This window comes from Terriglobus aquaticus (genome assembly GCF_025685415.1).
Classification (GTDB): domain Bacteria; phylum Acidobacteriota; class Terriglobia; order Terriglobales; family Acidobacteriaceae; genus Terriglobus; species Terriglobus aquaticus.
In genome coordinates, this window is sequence record NZ_JAGSYB010000001.1 from 328,546 (window position 1) to 355,216 (window position 26,671).

20 protein-coding genes are annotated in these 26,671 nt (G+C 63.7%); 7 read left to right on the plus strand and 13 right to left on the minus strand.

What is annotated here, in order from left to right; all coding sequences use genetic code 11:
• Window positions 1-12: 12 nt before the first annotated feature.
• The 5 genes from OHL12_RS01485 to OHL12_RS01505 all read right to left on the minus strand — a co-directional run bounded on the left by OHL12_RS01485 (window position 13) and on the right by OHL12_RS01505 (window position 6,601).
• Window positions 13-855 carry a succinate dehydrogenase cytochrome b558 subunit gene (locus OHL12_RS01485; protein ID WP_263412070.1) on the minus strand — a complete coding sequence of 281 codons (843 nt, stop codon included), beginning with the start codon at window positions 853-855 and terminating at the stop codon, window positions 13-15.
• A gap of 148 nt (window positions 856-1,003) precedes the next feature.
• A complete protein-coding gene (locus OHL12_RS01490) occupies window positions 1,004-1,633 on the minus strand; it encodes a non-canonical purine NTP pyrophosphatase (protein ID WP_263412071.1) in 630 nt (209 codons plus the stop codon).
• A 42-nt stretch (window positions 1,634-1,675) separates the two neighbouring features.
• A complete protein-coding gene (rpoN, locus tag OHL12_RS01495) occupies window positions 1,676-3,193 on the minus strand; it encodes an RNA polymerase factor sigma-54 (protein ID WP_263415046.1) in 1,518 nt (505 codons plus the stop codon).
• Window positions 3,194-3,383: 190 nt separating this feature from the next.
• Window positions 3,384-4,109 carry an LPS export ABC transporter ATP-binding protein gene (gene lptB, locus OHL12_RS01500; protein ID WP_263412072.1) on the minus strand — a complete coding sequence of 242 codons (726 nt, stop codon included), beginning with the start codon at window positions 4,107-4,109 and terminating at the stop codon, window positions 3,384-3,386.
• A complete protein-coding gene (locus tag OHL12_RS01505) occupies window positions 4,109-6,601 on the minus strand; it encodes an LptA/OstA family protein (RefSeq protein WP_263412073.1) in 2,493 nt (830 codons plus the stop codon). The genes lptB and OHL12_RS01505 overlap by 1 nt, the downstream gene beginning before the upstream one ends.
• Window positions 6,602-6,667: 66 nt before the next feature.
• On the opposite strand from OHL12_RS01505, the gene OHL12_RS01510 reads away from it, so the two are divergent.
• Entirely contained in the window at window positions 6,668-7,297 is a 630-nt protein-coding gene (locus OHL12_RS01510; RefSeq protein WP_263412074.1) for a hypothetical protein, read from the plus strand.
• A gap of 71 nt (window positions 7,298-7,368) precedes the next feature.
• Here OHL12_RS01510 and glyS read toward each other — a convergent pair whose 3' ends face one another.
• The 5 genes from glyS to OHL12_RS01535 form a co-directional block, all read right to left on the minus strand.
• Window positions 7,369-9,456: a glycine--tRNA ligase subunit beta gene (gene glyS / locus OHL12_RS01515; RefSeq protein ID WP_263412075.1), complete on the minus strand. Its 2,088-nt coding sequence runs from the start codon at window positions 9,454-9,456 to the stop codon at window positions 7,369-7,371.
• Window positions 9,449-10,459: a glycine--tRNA ligase subunit alpha gene (locus OHL12_RS01520; protein ID WP_263412076.1), complete on the minus strand. Its 1,011-nt coding sequence runs from the start codon at window positions 10,457-10,459 to the stop codon at window positions 9,449-9,451. Before OHL12_RS01520 ends, glyS begins: the two co-directional genes overlap by 8 nt.
• Window positions 10,460-10,532: 73 nt before the next feature.
• Complete coding sequence (locus OHL12_RS01525; RefSeq protein WP_263412077.1) at window positions 10,533-12,908, minus strand: GH92 family glycosyl hydrolase; 2,376 nt, start codon at window positions 12,906-12,908, stop codon at window positions 10,533-10,535.
• A 103-nt stretch (window positions 12,909-13,011) separates the two neighbouring features.
• Window positions 13,012-13,956, minus strand: a complete 945-nt coding sequence (locus OHL12_RS01530) for an N-acetylglucosamine kinase (protein WP_263412078.1) — start codon at window positions 13,954-13,956, stop codon at window positions 13,012-13,014.
• A 76-nt stretch (window positions 13,957-14,032) separates the two neighbouring features.
• On the minus strand, window positions 14,033-14,302 hold the full coding sequence (locus tag OHL12_RS01535; protein ID WP_263412079.1) for a hypothetical protein: 270 nt from the start codon (window positions 14,300-14,302) through the stop codon (window positions 14,033-14,035).
• 199 nt (window positions 14,303-14,501) lie between these two features.
• Between OHL12_RS01535 and OHL12_RS01540 the strand changes: the two genes are divergently transcribed.
• The 4 genes from OHL12_RS01540 to OHL12_RS01555 all read left to right on the plus strand — a co-directional run bounded on the left by OHL12_RS01540 (window position 14,502) and on the right by OHL12_RS01555 (window position 21,008).
• On the plus strand, window positions 14,502-17,804 hold the full coding sequence (locus tag OHL12_RS01540) for an efflux RND transporter permease subunit (RefSeq protein ID WP_263412080.1): 3,303 nt from the start codon (window positions 14,502-14,504) through the stop codon (window positions 17,802-17,804).
• Between the two features lie 71 nt (window positions 17,805-17,875).
• A complete protein-coding gene (locus OHL12_RS01545) occupies window positions 17,876-19,138 on the plus strand; it encodes an efflux RND transporter periplasmic adaptor subunit (protein ID WP_263412081.1) in 1,263 nt (420 codons plus the stop codon).
• A gap of 42 nt (window positions 19,139-19,180) precedes the next feature.
• On the plus strand, window positions 19,181-20,140 hold the full coding sequence (locus tag OHL12_RS01550) for an ABC transporter ATP-binding protein (protein WP_263412082.1): 960 nt from the start codon (window positions 19,181-19,183) through the stop codon (window positions 20,138-20,140).
• Window positions 20,141-20,150: 10 nt separating this feature from the next.
• On the plus strand, window positions 20,151-21,008 hold the full coding sequence (locus OHL12_RS01555) for an ABC transporter permease (protein WP_263412083.1): 858 nt from the start codon (window positions 20,151-20,153) through the stop codon (window positions 21,006-21,008).
• Here OHL12_RS01555 and OHL12_RS01560 read toward each other — a convergent pair.
• Window positions 21,005-22,924 carry a two-component system sensor histidine kinase NtrB gene (locus OHL12_RS01560; RefSeq protein WP_263412084.1) on the minus strand — a complete coding sequence of 640 codons (1,920 nt, stop codon included), beginning with the start codon at window positions 22,922-22,924 and terminating at the stop codon, window positions 21,005-21,007. The two genes, OHL12_RS01555 and OHL12_RS01560, sit on opposite strands and share 4 nt — an antisense overlap.
• 67 nt (window positions 22,925-22,991) lie before the next feature.
• On the minus strand, window positions 22,992-23,996 hold the full coding sequence (locus tag OHL12_RS01565; RefSeq protein WP_263412085.1) for a YpdA family putative bacillithiol disulfide reductase: 1,005 nt from the start codon (window positions 23,994-23,996) through the stop codon (window positions 22,992-22,994).
• A 140-nt stretch (window positions 23,997-24,136) separates the two neighbouring features.
• Between OHL12_RS01565 and OHL12_RS01570 the strand changes: the two genes are divergently transcribed.
• Both OHL12_RS01570 and OHL12_RS01575 read left to right on the plus strand, forming a co-directional pair.
• Window positions 24,137-24,745 (plus strand): nitroreductase family protein, encoded by a 609-nt coding sequence (locus OHL12_RS01570; RefSeq protein WP_263412086.1) that lies wholly within the window; start codon window positions 24,137-24,139, stop codon window positions 24,743-24,745.
• Between the two features lie 24 nt (window positions 24,746-24,769).
• Window positions 24,770-25,087 (plus strand): hypothetical protein, encoded by a 318-nt coding sequence (locus OHL12_RS01575; protein ID WP_263412087.1) that lies wholly within the window; start codon window positions 24,770-24,772, stop codon window positions 25,085-25,087.
• A 19-nt stretch (window positions 25,088-25,106) separates the two neighbouring features.
• Here the strand turns inward: OHL12_RS01575 and OHL12_RS01580 are convergent, their stop codons facing one another.
• Window positions 25,107-26,651, minus strand: coding sequence for a fumarate hydratase (locus OHL12_RS01580; protein WP_263412088.1), 1,545 nt, complete (start codon window positions 26,649-26,651; stop codon window positions 25,107-25,109).
• Window positions 26,652-26,671: the final 20 nt, after the last annotated feature.

A 26,671-nucleotide genomic window follows, 5' to 3' on the forward strand; every position in this document is an offset into this window, starting at 1 on the left:
TGTTTGAGAAATCTACTGTTGCGGTACCGGGTTAGGCTGCACCGGCTGACCGTTGCCGTCGTACTGCACGGGCGCACCCTGTTGTGCGGTGGGTGAGTACGGCACCGTCGGCATCACCACGCCATTCGGCTGTGCTGGCATCACGTCCACCGGCGAGTACGGCCGGGCATACGCAACCCAGAAGATCGAGACCAGGCCCATGGCGCACAGCACGGTTCCGACACCGGCGCACACGTACCCAAACTTCTTCCGCGCGCGGTCGCCCGGCGTGATGCCCCATTTTGCCGCGAACAGCCAGATGCCGTACGCGAAATGCCAGCATGTCGCGATCATTGCGATCACATAAATCGCCAACATCCATGGGTTCAGCAACTCGTACTGTACTTTCGCGTACGCCAGACCCGGGTGCTCCGGCAGGCTGACGCCAGCAAAGCGCTGCCGCCACACGTGCTGGATGATGTACGCCAGCGCGATCAGCCCCGTGACGCGCTGCATGATGTAAGCCCAATTACCGGCCCAGGGGTAAACATTCACATTGCTGCGGCCGCGGAACGTGATGAACACCCCATAGAGCGAGTGATACAGCAGCGGAATGAAAATGAAGACCCATTCCAGCACGCGCACCAGCGGCAGGCCGTTCAGGAACTTGACTTGCTGTGCATACGCCAGCGGCCCGTTCACGATCTCGAAGTTCGAAATGATGTGCTCGACCAGGAACGCGCCGATGGGCACGATACCAGTCAGCGAGTGCAGCTTGCGCCACAGGAACGAGTGGCCCTGCCCGGCGCGCAGTGGCTGAACCCCGCGCTTGCGGGTGGAGTTATCCGGTGGTGCAAAGCCTGCAACTGCGCCCATGGAAGTCCTTTGCTGAAACGGAATGAGGTACTTCGAAGCGCATAGGCGCATCCGAAAAGGCACCTAGAGTATCGGATTGCGTGAAAAGCATCGTCAACGGGAAGATGTTGCTTGAGTGCGCTTATCGAAGCGTTCGTGCGGTGTGCGTTCAGCCCAGGGCAGGGTACTCAGCCAGCAATCTCCGTAGCGCTCGCCCGCGGTGCGAAAGCCGAAGCCGGTCCTCGGGCCCCACCTGCGCCATCGTGCACCCCATCTCCGGCACATAAAACAGAGGATCGTACCCGAATCCGCCGTCGCCTTCCGGGTCGTTCAGGACTTCGCCCTCCAGCGAACCTTCTGCCGTGGCTAGCACCTCGCCATCACGAGCCAGCGCCAGAACGCACCGGTACCGACCGCGGCGATCCGTCTGCTCGAGCATGGCCAGCATGAGTGCCTCGTTGTTGGCCCGATCCGTGTCCCCATCCGCATCCTCACGGCCCAGGTCGGCCGCGAACCGCGCCGATCGCACGCCCGGACGACCCTCCAGCGCATCCACCTCCAGGCCTGAATCGTCTGCCAGCACCAGCAATCCGGGCGCACGCCGGGAGTAGTACTCGGCCTTCAGGCGGGCGTTGCCCTCAAAGCTGTCCTGATCCTCCTCCGGCGCGGGGATCGTGCTCAGGCCGGGGATCGTCTCGAATCGCACCTCGCCAGCACTCCCGGTGCCAGCCAGTCGCTCCGCCGCAAGCGCAAAATCCCGCAACTTGCCCGGATTCGTCGTCGCCACATACAGAACCATCTCACCCTCTCCGCCTCGCAAGCCGCATGCTGCGCGCCCGCCTTAGGTTCGCCGACGGCGCTGGTGGGTGCTCGGAATCTGCATGTCGTCGCGGTACTTCGCCACGGATCGCCGCGTCACCTGGATGCCTTGCTTCGCCAGTTCGGCGACCAGGGCATCGTCCGTCAGCGGCTTTGCCGGGTCTTCCTCTTCAATCAGCTTCTTTACTTTCTTTTTCAGCAGCATCAGGGGCAAATCGCCGCCCTCGGGCCCGTTCACGCCTTCGGTGAAAAAGAAGCGCAGCTCGTACACACCCTGCGGCGTATGCACGTATTTGTTGGACACGGCGCGGCTCACCGTGGACGGATGCACGCCGATCTCTTCCGCCACTTCCTTGATCATCATCGGCCGCAGCGCATCCACGCCACGCTCCAGGAAGTCGCCTTGCCTTCGCACAATCGCCTCACACGTGCGGACAATGGTGTTCTTGCGCTGTTCGATGTTCCGGAGCAATTGCACGGCAGACCGGTACCGCTCCTTCACATAGTCCTGCACTTCGCGGTCGGCGGTGCCTTGGCGCAGCATGCGGCGATAGCCCGCGTTCAGCCGCAACGCCGGCATGTCTTCCTCGTTCATCACCACGGCCCAGGCGTCTCCGCGGCGGGCAAAGGCCACGTCCGGCTCAATCAACCGCGTTTCATGGTGTTCAAACCGCTGTCCTGGGCGCGGGTCCAGCGTTCGTATCACCGCAATGGCTGCCTGCGCTTGCTCGGGCGTGGCTCCCAGCAGGCGGCTCAATTCACGTATGTCCCGCTTCTGCAGCAGAGGCAGGAACTCCTGCACAATCCGCATGGCCAGCCGGAGATGCAGATCTCGCGCGTCGGTTGACTCGTCACCGCCCTCTTCTTCCACCAGCGCCTGCAGATCGCGCAAGTGCATCGCGAGTTGCAGTTGCAGGCACTCGGCCAGGCTGCGCGCGCCTACGCCGATCGGGTCCAGCCCCTGTACGACCCCCAGCGCTTCACACGCCGCTTCGGTCGAGATCGATAGATCACCTGACCCCGCGGTCAGCTCCTCCATCGAGGCAGTCAGATACCCGCTCTCTTCCAGGTTGCCGACGATCCACTCCGCCGCCGATCGTACCTCCGGCCGTAACGACATCGAGCTCAGCTGCCACAGCAAGTGGTCGGTCAGCGTGCTCGGCTTGGTCAGGAAATGCTCAAAGGAGGGTGAATCGACATCCTCTGTCGAGACACCCCCACCCGTGCGATACCCGGGATCGAGGTAGTCCTGGAAGTAGCTTCCGAAATCGATCTCTTCGAAGGGGTCCTTCTCCGCGCGCTCCTGCTCGGCCGTCTTCTGCTCGGCAGACAGCTCGCGGTCGCCCTCACGGCCGGCCAGCTCATCCAGCGAAACTGACGTGTCGTCAATCTCTTCCAGCAGGGGGTTCTCCACCACCTCTGCGTTGATCATGTCCTTCAGTTCCAGCTTGTTCAAGGCCAGAACATTGACCATCTGCACCAGGCCTGGAGTGAGAACCTGGCGTTGAGAGACCCGCAGATGGAGCTTGGGCTGGAGCAGAACCGATCCTTTTACAGCGCAACCGAGAGATTGGCAGTGAAGTTGCTTACTGAAGACGAGTGTACTGCGCTGTCAGTTGGTTCGCATGCCGGCGAGCCCACGGCTTTGCGGTCCCAATGGTTCCGTTTCAGGTCGCCGGCGACAGTCGCGCAGTACGCCGTGCCGCCCGGTCCGCGCTGCGTCCTGGCGCTTACATTTGGAAGTTGTTGCCCAGGTAAATGCGCTTCACTTCTGGATCTCGACCCAGTTCGCCCGGTGTCCCCTGGCGAAAGATCCGACCCTCCGCGATGATGTACGCCCGGTCTGTCACACTCAGCGTTTCGCGCACGTTGTGATCCGTAATCAGGACACCAATGCCCTGGTTCTTGAGAGAAAAGATGATCTCCTGCAAGTCCAGAACGGCAATGGGATCGATCCCGCTGAAGGGCTCATCCAGCAGGATGAACGATGGCTGGATGCACAGGCAGCGGGCAATCTCGACCCGTCGGCGTTCGCCACCGGACAGCGCATACCCCCGCGTTTCGCGGATGTGCGTCAGGTTCAACTGCTCCAACAGCTCGCCGGCGCGCGCGCGGCGCCGCTCCCAATTACCGGGTTGCGTCTCCAGGATGGCCAGGATGTTTTCTTCCACCGTCAGCTTGCGAAAGACTGACGGTTCCTGCGGCAGGTAACTGATCCCGTGATCGCGGGCGCGCAGGTACATGGGCAGCCGCGAGATGTCTTCCTTGTCCGCGAGAATGCGCCCGGCGTCCGGCCGGACCAAGCCGACAATCATGTAGAAGCTGGTGGTCTTTCCGGCGCCGTTCGGTCCCAATAGTCCGACCACCTCACCTTGCTCAATGCACAGGTCAACGCCGCGCACTACCTGCCGGCCACCATAAGTCTTTGCGATACCTTCGGTCTGCAGTGTGCGCATTACGGTGTGGGACGTGACTTTCTGCCGCCTGGTGAGCGCGCGGTCGAACCGGGCCCGTTCCCCTTCTCCGGCACATCCAGTTCCGTGTGCACGGGCGTGTTGGGCGCGCCGCTGACCTCCACTTGATTATCGCCTCTCCCCTGGCCCATGTGCAGCAGCAGTTGCGTTCCTGTCAGGATGCCCTGCATGGGATCCCGCACCACTGGCAACGCTCCCGGGCTGCCCGTCAGCACCGCATCGCGTGTGCTCGCCGTATACAGCAGGTGAGAGCCCGTTGCCACGCGCGCTCCCTGCTGCACCCGCACGTGGTCCTCCGCGGTCATGGACTGCACACCTCCGGCAAGCATGCCCGGCGCCGAAGTGGCCGCGGTGGCCGCTGCGGGTTGCAGAATCGCCGTCGCGGTCTCGGCGGTGATCACGTCCTCTCCCTGCAGCACGCGAACGCCGCCGCGGAACTCGGCTGTACCGGGCTTTCCGGCAGCTCCGCCTCGATAAAGCAGGTCGCGGCTGAAGACCCGTGTCGGGATCTTGGAGGCGGCGTTTGCATTGCCAGCCGCGGCGGGACCCCTGGATGCGGCTGACGCAGACGCCGGCAGCAACACGGTCCGGACGGGCGCTGCGCCACTGATCGCGCCGGGCCCAAACGCATGAAGAGTGTTGCTCTTCCGATCTGCTTCGATTGTGGGCGCTTCCACCTGTCCGTTGCTGCTCCAAAGCCGCGCGTCCGTGCCGCCACCCTGCAGCAGAACGACCCCCGTGCTGTGGGTCAGCCGAACCGACTCACCCACCAATTGCGTGGTGCCGCCTTCGCGCGTCGTCCGGTTTCCGCCGGAAGGGAACGTCGCTGCCACGCTTCCTCGAACGGAACCGGTTGCCTCGGCATCGCCAGTCTCCCGATGGATGGTCACCCGTTCCGCCGCAAGCTGCACACCGTTGCCGGAAACCCGCGGCGACCCAGTGAGTACCAGCACGTCGGTGGAGGCGTGGTATTCCGCCTGCGCACCCGTGGCATCAGTAGTCGAGGCCTCTTGTGCCGGTTCTCCTTTTTGCGCAGCCCTCGCGGGTTGCGTCTCGTGCAGCACAACGTGCCCACGTTGCACCAGGGAGTCCAGCTCCGCGCTCCCCGCGTCCTTACCTGCCGGACGGAACGTCGCGGTCAGTTCATCGCTGGAAGTCGTCCGCACCGCACCCGCTCCGTCATCCTGCACCAGGTGGGCGCCTCGGCTTGCCTCCACATCGTGCACCTGGGACCCGCGGGCACCTGGCACGGCGTGCGAGACCAGCTCGGGCGACGTCAGCTCCGTCGTCTCGACCTCTTCCGGATGCTTGCCAGGCTGCCGCACCAGCAGCCTCCCCGACCCCACTGCGTGCATCTCGCCCAGCGACACGTGAGCGCCGGCCGTACTCAGGAGCGTCGAGTCGATGGTGTTCCCCTCCAGCGTCCGCGTTCTGTCGGCCGCCTCGTTCTGCTGCAGATACGCGTGCCCAGCCAGCGACAGGTGGTCCGCCACACCGTTGCGAAAGCGAAGCACCGCCTTCTCCGCTGAGCCCTGGTTCTGCTCGTCCTGCAAGCGAACCCCGCCCTGCATGGTCACCAGCTCCAGCCGATTCTGGTCCGTCACGTCGGCGTGCAGTTCGGGTGCCTGTACGCGCTCTCCGGACGCGGTGTGCAGCACCACGCCGCCCGACGCGTCCACCTTTTGGAGCGTACCCGCGTGCTCATCCGGAGCGGAGCGTAGCGTCGCGACCATGTGCGGTGCCTGCATCGAATCGGCACCCTGGGTCACGGTCGCATCCTGCAGGGTCGCCACGCGCGTGTTGCGGTTCAACTGCGCTGCCGCGGCATCTATGCGCTGGGTCTGACGGTTCTCCGCGCTGTGCAGATGAACGTCGTGCTGCAGTGTGACCACGCCGGTGTCCATGTCGTAATCTGCGCCCACAGCCTCGCCCTGTGACGCTCCGTACTGGAAGCGAATCTGCTCCTTGGTCGAAGCGAGGCCAAGCTTCTGCAGAAAAACAAGACCCTTGCCCTGCATCGTCAGGCGCTTCGCATTCGCTGGCGCGTTGCTGCCCTCTGCGATGCCCACATCCAGCAGAGTCTCACCCATGGCACGAAGCACGCCGTTCTTCTGGTCGTACTCAAACTCGCCGCCACGAATACTGTCGGTCCGATTCGATCCCGCCGGTCCGTACAGCGTCACCGCCACGTCGCGCAGGGTGGTAATGCCGTTCTGGTGCTGAATCGCCTTCGAACCGTGGATCGTAAAGAGCGGACGCCCGTCTTTGCCGCTTCGCGAGATCGTAAACCCGTTCGCTTCCGACTTGATGTCGATGCCGAGCTGCTTAGGCAAGTTCAGCCGCGCCCGTAATGCACGATATCGCGCGTAGCCGATCAGCGATACCAGCAGCACCGTGAAGACGATCGCCAGGCCCAACAGCCAACGCCGCAGCCGCTGCACGCGCGAACGCGGCCTGCCGGTTCTGCCGCTCACGCTCGTTGCGCCCGCCGATGCCGCATCCTGCAGCTATCTTCTCACCGGCGCATCCAACCTTGCAGCATGTCCGATCAGCTCTATCTGAGTCTCTGGTTTCCGAACTTTCGCCTTGCCGCCCTGCCGGAAAAGCTTACGGCGGTTCTGGGTCAGTTTGCCCGCGTCTCCGGCGAATCCCGTGTCGCCGTAGCCAGCGCCCTTCCGCTTGACTGGCACGAATCGCCCGTCTTTCAGCGGATCTTCGTCAACGACGACCGTTCGCAGGACAGCGACGACTCCCTCGCCGCCAACGCCGTCGCCGAGGCGACCGAGCAGTTGCACGACGATATGGCCTATGAGTTCGAGGTGAAATGGCAGCTCTGGCAGCCGGAGGCCGCAGCCGAAGGCTTCGACGCCACTTGGCGGCTTGAGCCTGCCACCGTGAAGGTGATCGGCTTCGGCCCGGAGTTCGACGACGGTGCCTACGAGCAGAACGGCCATATCCGCGTCGACTTCGGCCTGGACACGCCCTGGGTTCAGGAGGACGAAGATGTGGACGAGACCGGGGCCGAGCGCATCAAGCAAAACGTTGAGAAGCTGCTGGCCTTCGTACTCTCCGTCGAGAAGCACTGCGGCATCAGCTCGCGCCTGCTGTGGACCGAAAGCGGAGAACCGCTGGCCGAAAAGCTCATCGCGCGTCTGCAGCGCTTGAACTAAGCGGTGCGCTCAATCCGCAGTTGAGGAGACTGTGTCGGACCCCTCGCCTGCGAACCTCTCTCCCTTGGACCCTAGGCGCCCGTTACGATCTGCGAAAAGTCCGCGATGCGCGTGAACTCGGCCACGATCTGGCGCAGCAGGCCTAGCCGTGCCGCCCGTAACTCCGGCTCCGGCGCCATCACCATCACCTTGTCGAAGAAGGCATCCACCGCTGGCCGCATCTCCGCAATCGATCGCAGTGCGCCATCGTAGTTGCCCTGGCTACGCTCCATCTCGACCTGCGCCGCCCGTGTCTCCGCTTCCAAGGCAAGCTGCTTTTCGGCATCATGCGACAGCGCGGCCGCAGCATCCTCAGGCGAAGCGAAACGCTCGCCCTTTTGCTGCGCCTGCTCCACGATGTTGCGCATCCGTTTGAACGCCGCGCTGATCGCCGCAAAATCCTCGGTCTGCCGAGCCGAGCTCACCGCATCCACGCGATTCATCGCATCGCGAACGTCATCCGGAGCAGTCGCCATCACGGCATTCACCACGTCGTACGCGGCACCTCGAACCTCGCGCAGGTACCACTCCAACCGTTCCCGCAAAAAGGGAAGTGTGGCCGCCGCGTTCGGCCCCGCAGCCTCGACCACTTGCGTCAGCGTCAGTGGCAGTGTGCTTTCGGCCAGCATCTTGATCACGCCGTTCGCCGCGCGCCGCAACGCAAACGGGTCCTTCGATCCGGTAGGCTGCAGCCCCAGCCCGAACATGCCGCCGATCGTGTCCGCCTTGTCCGCCATGGAGAGCAGAACTCCCTCGAGCGTCCGCGGGATCTCGTCCTCCATCGACGCCGGCAGGTACTGGTCGTAGATCGCCATCGCCACCGGCTCACCCAACCCCTGCGCGCGTGCATACAAGCCACCAACCACGCCCTGCAGCTCCGTGAACTCTTTGACCAGTTCACTCGTCAGGTCGGTCTTGCTCAACTGCGCAGCCGTGTCCAGCGCGCCGAGATCGATAGTCTTGCCGCCGCTCTTTGCAAGTGCACCAAGCTTCGTAGCCACAGCACGCACGCGTTCCGTCTTCGCTGCATAGCTGCCCAGGTCGCGCTGGAACGTCACCTTGTCCAGCAATGCGACGCGGTCCTGCAGGGGTGTGCGCTGGTCGAACTCGTAGAAGAATCGGGCATCGTTGAAGCGCGCGCGAATCACGCGCTCGTTGCCATGCCGGATGATGCTCTGTGCGCGCTCGCTTACCTCGGTGTTCAGCACGGCCAGGAAGTGAGGCAACAGCTTGCCGTCTGTGCCCTCCAGCGCGAAGTAGTTCTGATGGTCGCGCATCACCGTCACCAGTACCTCTTCGGGCAGCGCAAGGTACTCCGGCTCAAAGCTGCCCAGGATCACCGACGGCCACTCCGTCAGGTGCGTGGTCTTGTCGACCAGCGCATGGTCTTCGCGCCAACGCGCGTTAGGGACTGTTCGCGTCACGTGATCAAGCGCCTTGCGAATGCGATGCCGCCGTTCCTCCACATTCGCCAGCACAGATGCGCTGCGCAACGTTTCGCCATAGCCAGCCGGCTGTGCAATGCGGACGGGCTCAGCCCCGTGCAGCACGCGATGACCGTAGGTCAGATTGCCTGCCGCGCGGCCGGCCCATTCGACCGGCACCACGGTCTCGTCCAGCAGCGCGACGATCCATTGCACCGGCCGGACGAACCGCTCCGGCTTACCCGGTCGCCAGTACATATTCTTCGCCCAGTAGATTGCAGCGATCTCGCGCGGTAACTCGGCGGCGATCACGTCTGCCGCAGGCTTGCCGGCGTGCTTCAGCGTCGCCGCGAGGTACTCACCCTTCGCGTTGGTCACGGTGCGCAGCTCTTCCACGGCAACGCCCGCCTTCTTCGCGAAGGCATGTGCCGCGGCAGTCGGCGCTCCATCCTTGAACGCCGCCTTCACAGGAGGCCCGGTCAGTTCCTCTTCTGCATCGGGCTGCTGTTGGGCCACGCCATGCACCAGCACTGCGAGCCGACGCGGTGTGGAGAAGCTCTCGATCGCCGCATCTTCCGCAATCAATCGCTCGCGGCCCAGCATCTCGCGCACTCGCAGCAGCAGCTCCGCCTCAGCGTCCGCCAGCATGCGCGCGGGCACCTCTTCCAGCCCAAGCTCAAACAGAAAATCAGCCATGCGCCACCTCCGTTGCAGCTTCGGCAGGTGGTGCGTTCAGAAACGCGAGTCTCTCACCTTGCGCGGCATAGGCCTTGGCAACGCCCACGATCAGGTTGCGAATGCGCGCCATCACGCCAACGCGCTCCGTCACGGAGATCGCGCCGCGCGCGTCCAGGTTGTTGAACAGGTGCGAACACTTCAGCGCCAGCTCATACGCGCCCAGAACAGGGAAGCGCTTCAGCCGCAGCGTGTCCGTCTCTTCGCCGAAGCCCTTCGCCGCTTCCAGGAGGGCAAGGCATTCCGCCTCATAGGTGTTCAGGTGCGCCCACAGCTTGTCTACGTCTGCGTAGTCGAAGCTGTACGCCGACAGTTGCTGCTCTTCAGGCGAGCGAATCTCGCCATAGGTCGTGACCTTGCCGGTGTCCGGCTCACGCGCCCACTCAATCTCGTAGATCGAGTCCACGTCCTGCAGGAACTGTGCCAGCCGCTCCAGGCCGTATGTAATCTCGCCGCTGATGGGATCCAGGTCCAAGCCGCCGCACTGTTGAAAGTACGTGAACTGCGTGATCTCCTGGCCGTCCATCATCACCTGCCAGCCGACGCCCCATGCACCGCCAACCGGCCACTCCCAGTTGTCTTCCTCGAACTTGATGTCGTGGTCTGCCAGCACAATGCCAATCGCTTCCAGGCTCTGCAGGTACAGGTCCTGGATGTTGGCCGGTGGCGGCTTCAGGATCACCTGCAACTGCGTGTGCTTGTATAGGCGATTCGGATTTTCGCCATAGCGGCCGTCGGCCGGCCTGCGCGAAGGCTGCGCATACGCGATCCGCACCGGCTTGGGGCCCAGCACGCGCAAAAACGTGTCTGGGCTCATGGTTCCAGCGCCCACCTCGACATCAAACGGTTGCTGCAACACGCAGCCGCGCTCAGCCCAGAATCGCTGCAGCGCGAATAAGATTTCCTGAAAGGTAAGCGCCTGTTTCGGCGATCTGCCGTCCTGCGCTTGTACCGCGTTCGACATGCGGAAGTGTGCTCCTGGTGGGTGTATGCCCAGTTTACCGGACACACACCTGCCAGAGTCACAAGGAGAGGAACTACGCCGTTAGCGACGGCGGCGCCACGCGCGGATCGACGCCCAGCGTCATGTTCGGTTCGGCACCAAGTGTGAACTGCAGATGTCCGCCCTGCAGCTCCTCGTGCGTCACCCACAGGCGGTCAAGCACTTTGCCGTTCAGCTTCACCTGCTGGATGTACTGATCGGTCGGCGCGTTCCGCTTCGTCTCGATGACGAGTTCGCGGCCATTTGCCTGCCGCACCCGCGTCGAGTCGAACACGGGCGCAGTCAGAACATAGGTCGCGCTCACCGGGTCCACGGCGTACAGGCCCATCGCCGCCATCACGTACCACGCGGACATTTGCCCGCAGTCCTCGTTGCCGGCCAGGCCATCGAAGTCGTTGTGGTACAGCGTGTCCAGGATCTGGCGCGTCCGCATCTGCGTCTTCCACGGCTGGCCCGAGTACGTGTACAGGAACACGATCGCGTGGCTCGGCTCATTGCCGTGCACGTACTGCCCGATGTAGCCCGACATGTCCGACACATCTTCGTTGCTGACGCCAGGCTCCTGCACAAAGAGGGAATCGAGCTTCTTATTGAAGCTGTCCCGTCCGCCGAACGTCTCGATGTAGCCCTTCGCATCGTGCTGCACAAAGAAGGTCGTCTGCCAGGCGTTCGACTCGGTGTAGTCGCGGTATGCATGCTTCGTTCCGCGCGGAAAGTGGCCGGTCGCCTTCGGATCGAAGTTGGGCGTCCACTCGCCGTTGCTCATCTTGGCGCGAATGAACTGCGTCTTCGGATCGAACAGATTGCGGTAGTTCTGCGACCGCTTACGCTGGATCGCCGCATCTTCCGCGTGGCCGGTCGCCTCCGCAACGTGCGCGCAGGCCCAGTCGTTGTACATGTACTCCACAGCCTTGCTTACCGACTCGTTCATCTTGTCGGCGGGGATGTACCCCAGCGTGCGGTAGAAGTTCAGGCCCATGTAGTCGTCATCCATGTTGCGCTTGCGCATCACTGCGTAGGCGCGAGACCAGTCGATGCCCGGCACCTTCTTCGTGCAGGCCTCGGCCATCACGCTGGCGGAGTGATACCCGGTCATACAGAACGTCTCGCCACCCTGCAGCGGCCAGATCGGCATGCCGGCCGGGCTCTCTTCGGCCATGCGCACCAGGCAGTTCACCATGGGTGCGACGCGCTCCTGCTGCCACAGTGTGAAGCTCGGGTGCAGCGCGCGGAAGGTGTCCCACAGCGAGTAGGTGCTGAAGTTGTGCTGGCCCGCGTCTACCGTATGCACCTTCTGATCCATGCCCCGGTACTGTCCGTTCACGTCGTCGGCCAGCGTTGGTGCGCACATCATGTGGTACATGGCGGTATAGAAGATCGTCTTGCGCTGCGTGTCGAAGCTGTCCACCTGAATGCGGGCTAGTTCCTTGTTCCACGCCGCCTTAGCGTTGGCGCGGACGCCTTCAAAGTCAAACGCCGGCACTTCTGCCTTCACGTTTGCCAGCGCATTTTCCGCGCTCACCATGCTGATGCCGACCTTGACCAGCACCGGTCCGCTGGTGTCCGGATACACGGCTGCATGCAGCACGCGACCCTTTGCAGAAGTGCCGTCCACCGGCTTCAGATCGCTGTAGAGCTGCACCTTCTTGAAAGGCCGCTCGAACACCATGGCGAAGTAGATCTGCCGCGTCGGCGCCCACACGTGCATCACGCGGCCGCCGGTCACGGTGTCATTGCCGACCACGTTCACCTCGGCGCTGCCAACGCGGTTCTGCTTCAGATTTTCCGGCGTCAGCTCGCCGTTCTGCAAACCCTCGGTTTCCTCACATCCATGCAGCAGATCCACCAGCAGGTGCGCCGGATCTCCGCCCTGCGGGAAAGTGTACCGGTGCACGCCGACGCGCTCGGTCGTGGTCAACTCCGCCAACACGCCGCTGGCCAGCTTCACGGAGTAGAAGCCGGGCTCCGCATGTTCATCGGAATGCGAAAACCGCGTACGGTAGCCGGTGTCCGGCTGGTTCTTGTCCCCGGGCAGCAGCTTCACCTCGCCCAGCCTCGGAACAACAAGGAAGTCCAGCAGGTCCGCCGCTCCCGTTCCGCTCAGGTGCGTGTGGCTGAATCCCATAATCGACGTGTCTGTCGTGTAGTACCCGGAGCACCAATCCCAGCCGTGGTTGCCCGTGTCCGGGCTCAACTGCACGGCGCCAAACGGTACCGTTGCTCCTGGATAGGTGTGGCCGTGACCACCCGTTCCGCAGAACAGGTTCACATACTTGGTCAGGTCCGCGCTTCCCTCCACGCCGGCTTTGTGCAGAGGCATGTGCCGTTCACGCTGCGCCTTTTGCGCCAGCAACGTGTTGCCAGCCGCCAGAGAACTCAATTGCAGAAACGTACGCCGGTTCAAGGTCACCCAGTACTCCTTCTTTCCTTCACTTCACTTCAAACTTTGCGCCACCCAGTATGAACGGAGCGCTACAGCTTTGCCCACCGCCATGTTTCAGGAGAGCCTCGTGCTAGCGCGACACAGCCTCATGTAGCGCGGCTTCAGGATTGGCTCGTGCGCGCCACAGCGCGCCCTGCACCGGCTCGATCACGTCCGGAAGCACGGCAATCGATGGGTACTCGGCGCGCAACGTCTCCACAATTGCTGACCGCACCGGCTCCACGTACCGCAGCACCGAGCCGGCAAAGGCCACCGGCGGAGGTCCCGCGTACGCCTCGCCTTCCATGCGCCTGACCTTTGCAATGGCCAGCAGCGTGGTCTCGCCCAGGGCATGCCCTGTGTTTCGCAACACCTGTTGCGCCGCCACGTCGCCCTCACGCGCAGCTTCGCTCACCAGCGGCACCAGCTTGGTGAAGTCTGGCGGAGGCTGCATGTTCACATGCCCAACCATGTGCGGCAGGTCCACCTGCCAGAAGGCAGCGATGCGTTCCGTCAGCACCGTGTACTCCTCGGAGTCGATGGATCGGAAGGCGGCCCGAACCGCATCGCGCCCGATCGCATGGCCGGAGCCTTCGTCACTGACCGCCGGTCCCCATCCGCCCGCATTGGTCACCCGGCCGTCGGCGGTGCGAGCCGCCACATTCGACCCCGTTCCCGCCAACGCGAGCACACCACGGCCACCCTGGAACGCGGCATCCAGTGCGATCACCACATCGCCCACCAGCAGCAGTTCGCCCCCCGTTCGCTCCGCAAAGGCCGTCGCCAGCCACTCCGAAACCAGAGGAACTGAGAAGCCCGCCGCACCGATGCACGTGCGAGTTACCTCACGCAGGCTCCGCCCACTTCGCCGCTCCAGGTCAGCGCAGGCGCCCTCCAGATTGGCCTCAGCCACGTCCGCGGCCACCCGCATCCGCTTAATGCTGCCACCTTGGGCGCGCGCGAGCTCCTGGTGCGCATCCGCCAGAACATAGGTCGTGGTAGTGCCACCCGCGTCCACGCCAAGATACAGCGGCATCCGTTCCATCCTTCGTTGTTGCAATCAGAAGTTCATGCTCGGCCGGGGCGCCTGCTCCAGCCCGCAGCAGCCTCGCCTACAGGTGAACGGTCCAGCCAAGCTGTTCCAGCTCGCGTTCCACATCCGCCAGCGCCAGCTCCAGCGCCGACCGCCGGTGCGGGCTGCTGGTCCGTTCCGACAGGATGCGTTCCCGCTGCATCTGCAGTCCTTGCAGGCGCCGCTGCCGCTCCTGCTCTTCCTGCCGTTTGCCTGCTGGCGCCGCAGGCTCGGCCGCGTCCGCTGGTACGGCTCCGCCTGCCAGTTCCTGTTGTTCTTCCACGTTCTTGCTTTCCCAGCCTCGAGCCATGCCGTTCATTCTATGCGCGGCAACGCGTCACCGTCGCATCTTTGGTGCAGGCTGGGGCATCATGGAGCTAGCACCTCCGGAACAAGCGATGTTCGGCGTTGGTGTGCGGTAACCGGAGCGGGCCAACACGGGTCGCGCGGCCACCGTACCGTCCGCTACGTCCTCTATCTCAGGTCCGGAACAACACAGGAGTCCCCGCATGTGGATCGTGCAACTCGCGCTTCGGCGCCCCTACACGTTCGTGGTCATGTCGGTGCTGATCCTTGTGCTCGGCATCGTCTCCATCGAGACCATGTCGACCGACATCTTTCCGCCCATCGACATTCCGGTCGTCAGCGTCGTCTGGAGTTACAGCGGCACCAGCCCCGACGAAATGGAAAAGCGCTTCACCACCATCAGCGAGCGCTCCATGACCACCGCCGTGAACGACATCGAGCACATCGAGTCGCAGTCGGTCGCCGGCGTCTCCGTCATCAAGGTGTTCTTCCAGCCTGGCACCCGTATCGACGCCGCCGTCGCCCAGGTCACCGCCGTCAACCAGACCATCCTGCGCATCCTGCCGCCCGGCACTACGCCGCCATTCATCCTGCAGTTCTCCGCGTCCAATGTCCCGATCCTGCAGGCGGTTCTGTCTTCGCCCAAACTCAGCGAAGCCGACCTGTACGATCTCGGCCTAAATTTCCTCCGCGTTCAGTTGGCCACGGTGCAGGGAGCTCAGGTTCCATCGCCCTACGGCGGCAAGGCTCGCCAGATCATGGTCGACCTGGACCCGCAAGCTCTCTACAGCAAGGGTCTCTCGCCCAACGATGTGGTCAACGCTCTAACGGCGCAGAACCTGATCCTGCCCGCCGGCGACGCCAAGGTCGGAACCACCGATTACACCGTCCGCACCAACGCTTCGCCGCAGGTGGTTGGGCAACTGAACGACATCCCCGTCAAGCAGGTCAACGGCGCCACCATCTACATGCGCGACGTGGCCCAGGTGCATGAGGGCTTTGCCGTCCAGCAATCCATCGTGCGCGTCAACGGTCGGCGCTCCACGCTGATGACCATCCTCAAGTCCAGCAACGCTTCCACGCTGGACATCGTGAAGCGGGTGCGCGCGCGCCTGCCCGCCATCATCGCGAACATGCCGCCACCCGCGCCAGAGATCAAGCTGCTCTTCGATCAGTCGGTCTTCGTGAAGGCGGCGCTGCAGGGTGTGGTGAAAGAGGCCGTGATCGCCGCCGGCCTCACCGCCATCATGATCCTGCTCTTCCTCGGATCGTGGCGCTCCACCGTCATCATCGCCATCTCTATCCCGCTGTCGATCCTGGTCTCGATCATCACGCTCAAGTTCCTGGGTCAGACGCTCAACACCATGACGCTCGGCGGCCTTGGCCTCGCCGTCGGCATCCTGGTCGACGACGCCACCGTTGAGATCGAGAACATTCACCGCAATCTCGGCATGGGCAAGCAGATTCAGCAGGCCATCCTCGACGGCGCGCAACAGATCGCCGTTCCAGCGTTTGTGTCGACGCTCTCCATCTGCATCGTCTTTGTGCCGGTCGTCTTCCTCTCCGGCGCGGCCAAGAGCCTCTTCACGCCGCTTGGCATGGCGGTCGTCTTCGCCATGCTTGCCAGCTACCTACTCTCGCGAACGCTGGTGCCCACCATGGTCGACTTCCTCCTGAAGAAGGAAGTCGGCGTCTACAAACTGCTGGAAGCCGAGCACGAAGCGCACCATCTCTCGCCGGCCGAGCAGGAGGCCATGGAACGCGAGCGCCGTTCGCTCGGCTTTATCTGGCAGACCCACTTCGCCTTCAACCGCTTCTTTGAACGCCTGCGCACGCGTTACCAGCGCCTGCTTGAGTGGACACTCTGCCACTCCCGCTTTACGCTCACCTGCTTCGGCATCTTCCTGCTCATCTCCTTCTGCACGGTGCCGTTCATCGGCCGTGACTTCTTCCCGGACGTCGACGCCGGCAGCTTCCGCCTGCACGTCCGCACGCCTCCCGGAACCCGCATCGAGCAGACCGAAGAAATCTTCAAGCAGGTCGAGTCGGTCATTCAGCAGACGATTCCCTCGAACGAGCTGAACACCATGATCGACAACATCGGTGTGCCCAACGGCTCGTTCAATCTCGCCTTCGGCGACGGCTCGCTCACCGACGTACAGGATGGCGAAATCCTCGTCTCGCTCAACGAAGACCACCACCCGACCGTGCAGTACCGCGAACGGCTGCGCAAGCTTCTGAACCAGAAGTTCCCGGAAGAGACCTTCTACTTTCAGGCTTCTGACATCGTGAATCAGATCCTCAACTTCGGCCTTCCGGCGCCGATCGACGTGCAGGTGAGCGGTCGCGTCGCAGCCGCCAACTTCGCCGCGGCCCAGGAACTGCGCAGGCAGATCTCCGCCGTGCCGGGAGCGGTCGACGTCCATGTGCACCAGGTGCTGTACTCGCCGGAACTCCGTGTCAACGTGGATCGCACCCGCGCCCAGGAGCTGAACCTGACGGAAGGCAGCGTCGCCAACAGCATGCTGTACTCGCTCGCTGGCTCAGGCACTGCCAGCCCCAACTACTGGCTCAACCCGGTCAACGGCGTCAACTACTCGGTCGTCGTTCAGGTGCCGCAGTACAAGATCAACTCGGTGGACGCGCTAAATGCCCTGCCCGTCTCGCCGGGCGGCGGCTCCGGTGTCGCCACGCCGGCCACCATCGGCGCTCCGCCGCAACCGCAGGCCCAGCTCCTGTCCAACGTGGCGCAAATCCAGCACGGCAGCTCGCCCGCTGTGACCAACCACTACAACGTGCAGCCGGTCTACGACGTGTACGTGAACCGCTCTGCACGGCGTGATCTGGGCGGCGTCGCTTCCGACATCCAGACCATCCTCAATCGCTTCCAGGCCTCGGGCAAACTGCCCAAGGGCGCAACCCTGACCATGCGCGGCCAGGTGAAGAGCATGAACGACAGCTTTACCGGCCTCGGCCTCGGCATGCTCTTCGCCGTGGCACTGGTCTACCTGCTCATGGTGGTCAATTTCCAGAGCTGGCTTGACCCGTTCATCATCCTTATGGCCTTGCCCGGCGCAGCTTGCGGCATCCTCTGGATGCTCTTTCTCACCGGTACCACGTTCTCCGTGCCATCGCTCATGGGCGCCATCATGACCGTTGGCGTGGCTACTGCCAACTCCATCCTGATGGTCACCTTCGCCAACGACCAGCGTTCCGCCGGCTTGAACAGCGTGCAGGCCGCGGCGGCTGCTGGGTTCACGCGCCTTCGCCCGGTTCTCATGACCGCGCTCGCCATGATCTTGGGCATGCTGCCCATGAGCCTGGGCATGGGCGAGGGCGGGGAACAGAACGCCCCGCTCGGCCGCGCCGTGATCGGCGGCCTCCTGGTCGCCACCGCCACCACCCTCATCATCGTGCCGATCTTCTACTCGCTGCTGCGCAAGGCTCCTCCGCTGGGGGCCGCCGCAGAGGCAGCGGAAGAACATGACGTATTGCAGGCCGTGTAACCGTTTCGCTCACGTAGCCAAACCAGCAGGCTCCGAAGCCTGAATCCAAGCAAGGGACACTCGCACGACCCATGGCACAGAACTTTATCGACGCCCCTTCCGAGCAGCAGCACGACCCGCGCACAACACCGGCCGATCCGGCTCCGCCGCAACGCGGTACCGTGATCGCCGTCGCCGCGAGCTTCCTCCTGCTGGTGCTTGTCGGCATCGCCTTCCTTATTCCAAAGCTGCGCCATCGCGACGCTCTGGTCACCGAGGCTCGCGAAACCATGGGTCCGCCAGAGGTCGATGTTGTGCGGGTGCAAACCGGCAGCGCGGAGTCCCGCCTGGAACTGCCCGGCACCGTGCAGGCCTTTGAGCAGACACCTATCTACGCACGCACCTCCGGCTATATCCGCAAGCGCTACGTGGATATCGGCGATCACGTTCGCGCCGGCCAGTTGCTGGCAACCATCGAGGATCCGCAGACCGAGCAATCACTCCGTCAGGCCCAGGCATCCTTGCTTCAACTCAAGGCCCAACTGCTGCAGGCCCGCGCCAACGCGCACCTTACTACGCTCAACAACCAGCGCTACGAGCAGCTTTATCAGCAGGGCGTCGTCTCCCGCGAATCCGCCGACCAGCAGGCCGCGCAGTCCGGTGCCAACGATGCCACCGTGCAAGCCGCCCAGGCCAACATCGCCGCCGGCGAGGCCAACGTCCGCTCGCTGCAGGAGCAGGCCGGCTTCTCCAAAGTCGTTGCACCCTTCACTGGCACCATTCTCAGCCGCGGCATCGATAACGGCTCGCTCATCTCTGCCGGTTCCGCTACCTCCGTGACGCAGTTGTTCACCATCGGCCAGTCCGGCACGGTGCGCGTCTTTACCAACGTGCCGCAGGCTAGCGCCCCGGCCGTACTCACCGCGCGCACGGCGCAGGTGCAGTTCCGCGAGCTCCCTGGCCAGACCTTCACGGGCACCATCGCCAGAACGTCGTCGTCCATCGATCCCAGCTCCCGCACCCTTCTTGCAGAAATCGACCTTCCCAATTCGGATGGCCGCATTCTTCCCGGCATGTTTGCGACCGTGCTCTTCAACACGCGCAGCACCACGCCGCCCCTGCTCATCCCGGCCAACGCGCTGCTGGTACGCTCCGCGGGGCCGCAGGCCTTTGTTGTCGATTCCAACCACATCGCGCATCTTCGGAACCTCACCCTGGGACGCGATTTTGGCGCATCCACAGAAGTTCTCAACGGCCTGCGTCCAGGCGATATGGTCATCCTCTCGCCGGGCGACAATGTGACAGACGGCGCCAAGGTCGATCCGCACACGCCAGCGGCAGCCGCGGCCAGCTAACCCGCCCGGCGTACCATCTTCCTCGGAGTCAAAGCGCGAGTGATGCAGGACAGCAACGAATCCGGAGACGTCGTCCGCCTGAGCGGACTGCGCAAGGTATATCGCGGGGCCAACGAAGTGGTCGCTCTGGATGGCATCGACCTCGTCGTCCCACAGGGCCGCATCTTTGGCTTGCTAGGGCCCAACGGTGCCGGCAAGACCACGACCATCTCCATTTGCACTACGCGCGCGCTACCTACCGCTGGAAATGCCCACATCGCGGGCGTCGACGTGGTGCGCAACGCCGCTGCGGCCCGCCGCTACATGGGCGTGGTGCCGCAGTACAACACTCTGGAACGCGCCTGCACCGTCGAGGAAAACATCTACTTTCACTGCCTCTACTTCGGCTTGGCCGCGGCCGACGCGAAGCAGCGCACGGCGCAATTGCTCGACCAGTTCCACCTCTCCGAGCGCGCCAAGGCCTACCCCAATCAGCTCTCCGGCGGCCTCGCCCAGCGCGTCCAGATCGCTCGTGCCATCGCGCACCGCCCGCGCGTGCTCTTTCTTGACGAGCCCTCCGCAGGCCTCGATCCACAGAGCCGTCTCGCCATGTGGGAGGCGGTGCGCCGCCTGCACGAAGAGGGCATCACCGTCGTCCTAACTACGCACTACATGGAGGAGGCCGACGATCTTTGCGATCGGCTCGCCATTCTCGACCACGGTCGCATCCTGGTCCAGGACACGCCCGCCGCGCTGAAAGCCTCGCTTGGCGCGAGCACCGTCTATGAACTCGCCTTGCGCGAGGACGCCACTGCTCTACGCGAACAGCTTGGCAGCCTGCCGGGCGTCACCAGCGTGGAGCAAACGGCCACCGGCTTGCGCCTGCTCGGCACCGGGCAGGAAGGGCTGCTTCCGGAAGTGGTGCGCCGCGCCGGCACCTTCGGGCTTCGCGACCTGCGCATCACAGAGCCCACGCTCGAAACCGTCTTCATCCGCCTCACCGGGCGCGAACTCCGCGAGTAGAAAGGTCCGCATGAGCACCGCCGCACCCACGCTTTCTGTACCCGTGTCCACCGGCAGCCAGTATGCCCGCGCTTTTGGGGGCATCCTGCTGCGCGACCTGCATGTGCTGCGCCGCGAGCTGGTTCCGTTCGTTATTCGCGTCTGCATGAATCCGCTGCTCTTCCTCTTCGTCTTCACCTACGTTCTGCCGCACATGAGCGGCGCGGCTGCCATGAATCCGACTGCGCACATGGCCGAAGGAACGGGAGCAAACTTCTCCACGGTGCTCCTGCCCGGGCTCATGGCAGTGGGCATCATGTTCTCCGGCATAGCCGCGGTCGCGCTTCCTCTCGCGGTTGACTTTGGCTCCACGCGCGAAATCGACGACCGCGTCATGTGTCCTCTGCCGCACGCGTTTGTCGCCATTGAAAAGGTCGTCTTCTCGGCGATGCAATCTGTCGTCGCAGCCGCTATCGTCTTCCCGCTGGCGTACTACATCCCGTCCACGCCCGTGTCGGTCCACGTCACCAGTTGGCCTTACCTGATTGCGATCGTCATCTTGGCTTCGCTCACGGCGGGCGCGCTCGGCCTCGCCATCGGAACGGCGGTCAAGCCGCAGCAGATCGGCCTCATCTTCTCCGTGATTGTCATTCCGATCACGTTTCTCGGCTGCGTCTACTACCCGTGGGCCGCGCTGGTACACCTGCGCTGGCTGCAGTACCTGGTACTGATCAACCCCATCGTCTACATGACCGAGGGTCTGCGCGCCTCGCTTACGCCTGCGCTGCCGCACATGAACCCGGCGGCGATCCTGGCCATGCTGTTGGTTTTCCTGGTGGGTCTCACCGCTGTGGGCGTGCGCGGCTTCCGTCGGCGGATCCTCAGCTAGGCCGAGGCGCCTGCTTCACGAGGCGTGGCCTCTCCCGGGCGCGGCATGCGCAAGATCACCGGCCCGCGCGGAACTCCGCCGTTGGGAAAGAACAGGCGAAACACCGTTCCGGTCGGCCGCTGCTGCACCAGTGCGATGGTCGTAGGCGCGACCGCAGCCCGGCTGCGTACCTGGATGGTGCCGCGATGCTTGCCCACGATCTCCGTGCTCACCCACAGTCCCAGTCCCGTCCCCGTCGCCTCTTTGGTCGTAAAGAACGGCTCGAAGATCCGTTTCCGGACCGCCTCCGTCATTCCCGTACCCGTGTCTGCGACGGTGATCCAAATCCCACCCTCGTCGCCTCGCGTTCCCCGCCGCACCCTCAGGTGCAGCGTGCCGCCGTGGGGCATCGCGTCCGCTGCATTGCCCACCAGGTTAGCCAGCAGTTGCCGCAGCTCGCCCGTATACCCAAACACGACCACGTCTTCGGCGATGCGCTTGCGCACCTGAATACCCGCCGCGTGCAGTTTGCCCTGGTGCAGCACCAGCACCGATTTCAGCACGTCGGCGACGTGCGTGTCAGAGGGCAGGCTCGACTGCCGGTAGAAGCGTAGCGTCTGCTGTGTAATCTCCGACACCCGGCTCAGCTCCTGCTGGGCCATCGCCACGTAGCTCTGCGAGTCCGGTGCCAACGTCTCATCCAGCGACAGCAGATACAGCAGGTTGGTGACGCTTTCCAATGGATTGTTGATCTCGTGGGCGATGGAGGCCGCCAGCCGTCCCGCCGCCGCCAGCTTCTCCGACCGTCGCAGCGCCTCTTCTGAAAGTAGGCGCTCCGTCACCTCGGTGACGATCACCCCAACCCACTGCACACCACCGTCGCGGTTGCTAATGGGATAGAACGTGTCGCGCCACGCGCGCTGCTCGCCAGGCCGCCCCGGCATTTCGCCCTTGATCTCACGATCGTGAACCGCTTCGCCTGTGCGGAAGACGTGATCGATCCAATGTTCCTTTTGCTCCGCGACGCTCAGCGAAGCCCCCGGTGGCATCAGGTCGCGGAGCCTTTTTCCACTGTGGGCCGCAACAGGCACGCCGTGCGTCTCTGCCAGGGTCTGGTTCACGCGCACGTACCGCATCTCGCGGTCAAAGAAGGCAAAACCTACTGGCGCTACGCTCAGCATCGAGTCCAGCAGCGCAAGCGTGTCCTGCGTGCTTCGGCGCTGCTGCTCCACCTCGCCCACCATCGCGTTCACGCCTTCGGTCAGCTCCGCAGTTTCACCCTCCCCGTGCACGGGCAAGGGAAACGCGGACAGATCAAGCGGGTTCGCTACGACACCCAGCGAAGCTCGCCGCAGCCGCCGTAGCGGCCGGGCTATGTCCGTCGACAGCGCCCAGATCAGCAGCAGGTTCCCCACCAGCGCGCATACCGCGTACAACCCTGCATACTTCAGCACTGCGCGGGGCGCGCGGTTGGAGGTGTAGACGTCCGGGTATGTCCAGATGATGCCGCGAACGTCACCGCGCACAAACGGCAGCACCGCAACCATGTGGCCGCCTTCCAGCGACAGCACCCGGTACCCCGGGTGAACCTTCAGGTCAAACAGCAGACCACGCTCTTCCGGCGATAAGTCGCTAGGCAGGGAGGGGTTACTCACCCGCAGCGTATTCCCGTTCTCGTCCGTGAGTCTGGCGCCGCGCAGCACCGTGGTAATCGCAACACTCCGGAACACGGAATCCAGTTGCCCGGCGTCGTGGTCCTCCATCGCCTCTCCGGCGAGCGACGCCAGCACGCCGGCCTGGCTCCGCAGCCGATCCGCGCTTCGCTGATCGTTCAGGGCCAGCTCCCGGCGCACGCCAAACAACAGGAAGCACGCAAACACCACCACCTGCGTCACAAGGGTGCCCGCGATAAACCGGCCCAGAATGGATCGCGGCATCACTCCCATGCCGTACGCTCCACCAACCCGGTAGGGCCTCGCTTACGGCCCTGTTTGGCCGGCCGCATCAGGCAGCCATTCCTGCCGGTATTTTGGCCGAGAGATCCCGTGCGATCAGCGCTCCGTGAAAGCGCCCGTTCTCAATGAAGATCTCGTTTGTTCGCTCGCCCGCCACAATCACGCCAGCAAGATAAATGCCTCGAACGTTGGACTCCAACGTCTCAGGATTCACCATCGGGCAGCGACCGTTGTCGGGGTCCAGGGTCACACCCATGCGTTCGATGAATCCAAAGTCAGGGTGGTACCCCGTCAGCGCAAAGACGAAGTCGTTCGGCACCGTCAGCGTTCCTTCCGGTGTCTGCAGCGTCACTTCATCCTCTCGGATCGACTGCACCGTGGAGTTGAAGTGGGCCCGGATCTCGCCGTTTTTGATCCGGTTCTGGATGTCTGGCAGGATCCAGTACTTCACGTGGCGATGCATCTGCGGCCCCCGGTGCACCAGAGTCACCTTGGCGCCGTGCCTCCACAGGTCCAGCGCGGCAATCGCGGCAGAGTTCTTTCCGCCCACGACCAGCACCTCCAACCCGAAAAACGGGTGCGGCTCATTGTAGTAGTGGTGCACCTTCGACAGGTCCTCGCCCGGCACATCTAGGTAGTTCGGCAGGTCGTAGTACCCGGTTGAGACGATCAATTTGCGTGCGCTCAGATCACTCTTCCGGCCGAACCGATCCGTCACATGAACCCGGAAATCGCCGTCGCTGCCGCTCACGCCATCCACCCGGTGATACTGCCTCACGTCCAGCCGGTAGTGCTCTGCCACTTTCCGGTAGTACTCCAACGCCTCGCTGCGGGTCGGCTTCTGATTCGGACTGGAGAAGGGCATGTTTCCGATCTCGAGGAGTTCGGGCGTCGTGAAGAATGTCATGTGGGCCGGGTAGTGGAACAGGGAATTGCACAAGCAGCCCTTATCTACCAGCACCACCCGTAACCCCGCATTCTGCGCGTCAATGGCGCATGCCAGCCCGGTGGGCCCCGCGCCGATCACCACAACGTCGAAAACACTTTCGGCCATTCCTTCATTCCACCACACCCAGCCGCGCTCTTTCGGCGTTTCAGCTCACCAATGTGCGCCGTCTGCGGCTCACTGCATCCTGATTGCAGTGCATCGTTCGGCGGGCGATGGCATCTTGTTCAGGCGAGAGGTCTTTGGAAATGCCTGATCTGGAACACGTGAAGCACGCCGTGACGCACCTGCCCGTCGAACGCACCATCCTGCATCGCTGGAGTCCACGCGCCTTCTCAGACAAGCCCGTCTCCGATCAAGACCTGCAGACCATCTTCACCGCAGGCGCATGGGCCGCGTCATCCCAGAACGAGCAGCCATGGCGCTTTCTGTTGGGGCGCAAGGGCGACCCCACCTACGAGAAGATCTTCAACTCCCTGGTTCCTGGCAACCAGCTTTGGGCCGGATCGGCGCCGGTTCTTTTCGCTGCATTTGCCAAGAAGACCTTCACCAAGGGCGGAGCTCCAAACCGCACGGCGCTTCATGACGTAGGCGCGGCCTGCCAGAACATGGCGCTTGAGGCTACGGCCCTCGGTCTGCACATACACGGCATGGGTGGTTTCGACCCGGTCACCCTCACCGCTTACTTCGCGGTCCCAGCCGACTTCGAGCCCGCAGCCTGCTGGGCTCTGGGCTACCTGGGCGATCCCGCAAACCTGCCCGACAAATACCAGGGTCTGGAGCAGGCTCCGCGTGAGCGGCGCCCCCTTTCCGATGTGGTCTTCGCGGAGCATTGGGAAGCGGCCGCAACACTCTAACCGCGTGTGCTTTAGCATCGGCCCATGCGGATTGTGCGCATTCTTCTGCTCGTGCTCCTGGCCTTCAGCGCCCTGTTCTTCGGGGCGCTGATCCGCTCGCGAACGTGGGGCAAGCGCTTTGTGGCGCTCCACCCCGGTGACACCCGGGCCACCGTTCTGCAGCGTGCCGGCCAGCCCTCGCGGACCATGCAGTGCGCCGCGCTGCCGGAACCGCCGGACGGCTGCCAGACGGTGCTCGTCTACTCCGGCCCGCTCTCCACGATCATCCCGGAGTTCTGGCTGACGCCGCTGGACGCGAACGACCGGGTCCTCCGCGTGCTGCACACCACGCGCGCCGATTGACGCGCCGCCGGGTCCGTACCTAAGCGAAGATCGGCACGCCCGCCAGGCTGCCTTGTGCAATGCGCTGGGACCACTCCGCCGGACCGGTGGTATGTACGCTTGTCCCGTCCGCACTCACGGCTACGGTCACCGGCATGTCTTCCACGGTGAACTCGTAAATGGCCTCCATGCCCAGATCCTCAAACGCTAAAACCCGCGACGCCTTGATCGCTTTCGACACCAGGTAAGCCGCTCCACCCACGGCCATCAGGTACACGGCACCGTTGTCGCGAATGGCTTCGATGGCCGCCTCGCCGCGCTCGCTCTTGCCCACCATACCCAGCAGGCCAGTGCGCTCCAGCATCAGCCGCGTGAACTTATCCATGCGCGTGGCAGTCGTAGGACCGGCCGGCCCAACGACCTCGTCGCGTACCGGGTCCACCGGCCCAACGTAGTAGATAAAGCGATTGCGGAAGTCCACCGGCAGCGCCTCGCCGCGCGCCAGCATGTCGGCCATGCGCTTGTGCGCCGCGTCGCGCCCGGTCAGCAGCTTTCCGCTCAGCAACACCACTTCGCCTGCTTTCCAGGTCGCAACCTCTCCCCGCGTTACCGAATCCAGGTTCACGCGCCGGGCGTTCGTGGGGTTATAGGTCAGCTCCGGCCAGTCACTCAGCGATGGCGGATCCAGCTTCGCCGGACCCGATCCGTTCAGCACAAAATGAGCATGCCGCGTCGCCGCGCAGTTTGGGATCATCGCCACCGGCAGATTGGCCGCGTGGGTCGGCGCGTCCAGAATCTTCACATCCAGCACGGTCGTCAGGCCACCCAGCCCCTGCGCACCAATGCCCAGCGCATTCACCTTGCGATAGAGCTCAATGCGCAGCTCCTCGGTCTTGTTTTGAGGCCCGCGCGCGATCAGTTCCTGCATGTCGATCGGGTCCATGAGCGCCTGCTTGGCCAGCAACATCGCCTTCTCGGCCGTGCCGCCGATGCCGATCCCAAGCATGCCCGGCGGACACCACCCCGCACCCATCTGCGGCACCATCTTCAGCACCCAATCGAGGATGGAGTCCGACGGGTTTAGCATGGCGAACTTGGACTTGGCCTCGCTGCCGCCACCCTTCGCCGCAACCGTCACCTCAACCTCGTCGCCCGGAACCAAGTCCACGACGACAACACTGGGCGTGTTGTCTTTTGTGTTCTTGCGGCTGAAAGCCGGGTCGGCCAGCACACTCGCCCGCAGTGTATTGTCCGGGTCGTTGTACGCCCGGCGAACGCCCTCGTCGCACATCTGCTGCAGGCTCATCTGCGTGATCGCACCGCTCGCATCCACAAAGCGCACGCCCATGCCCACCTTCAGAAATACCGTCACGATGCCGGTGTCCTGACAGATGGGCCGGTGTCCCTCGGCGCACATGCGGCTGTTAATCAGGATTTGCGCCATCGCATCCCGAGCCGCTTCCGACTGCTCCAACTCGTGCGCCCGGCTCAAACTCCGGATGTAATCGGTCGGGTGATAGTAGCTGATGAATTGCAGTGCGTCCGCAACGCTGGTGATGAAGTCGTTTTCCTGAATCTGCGCCATGTGTGCCTAAGCGCTATTGT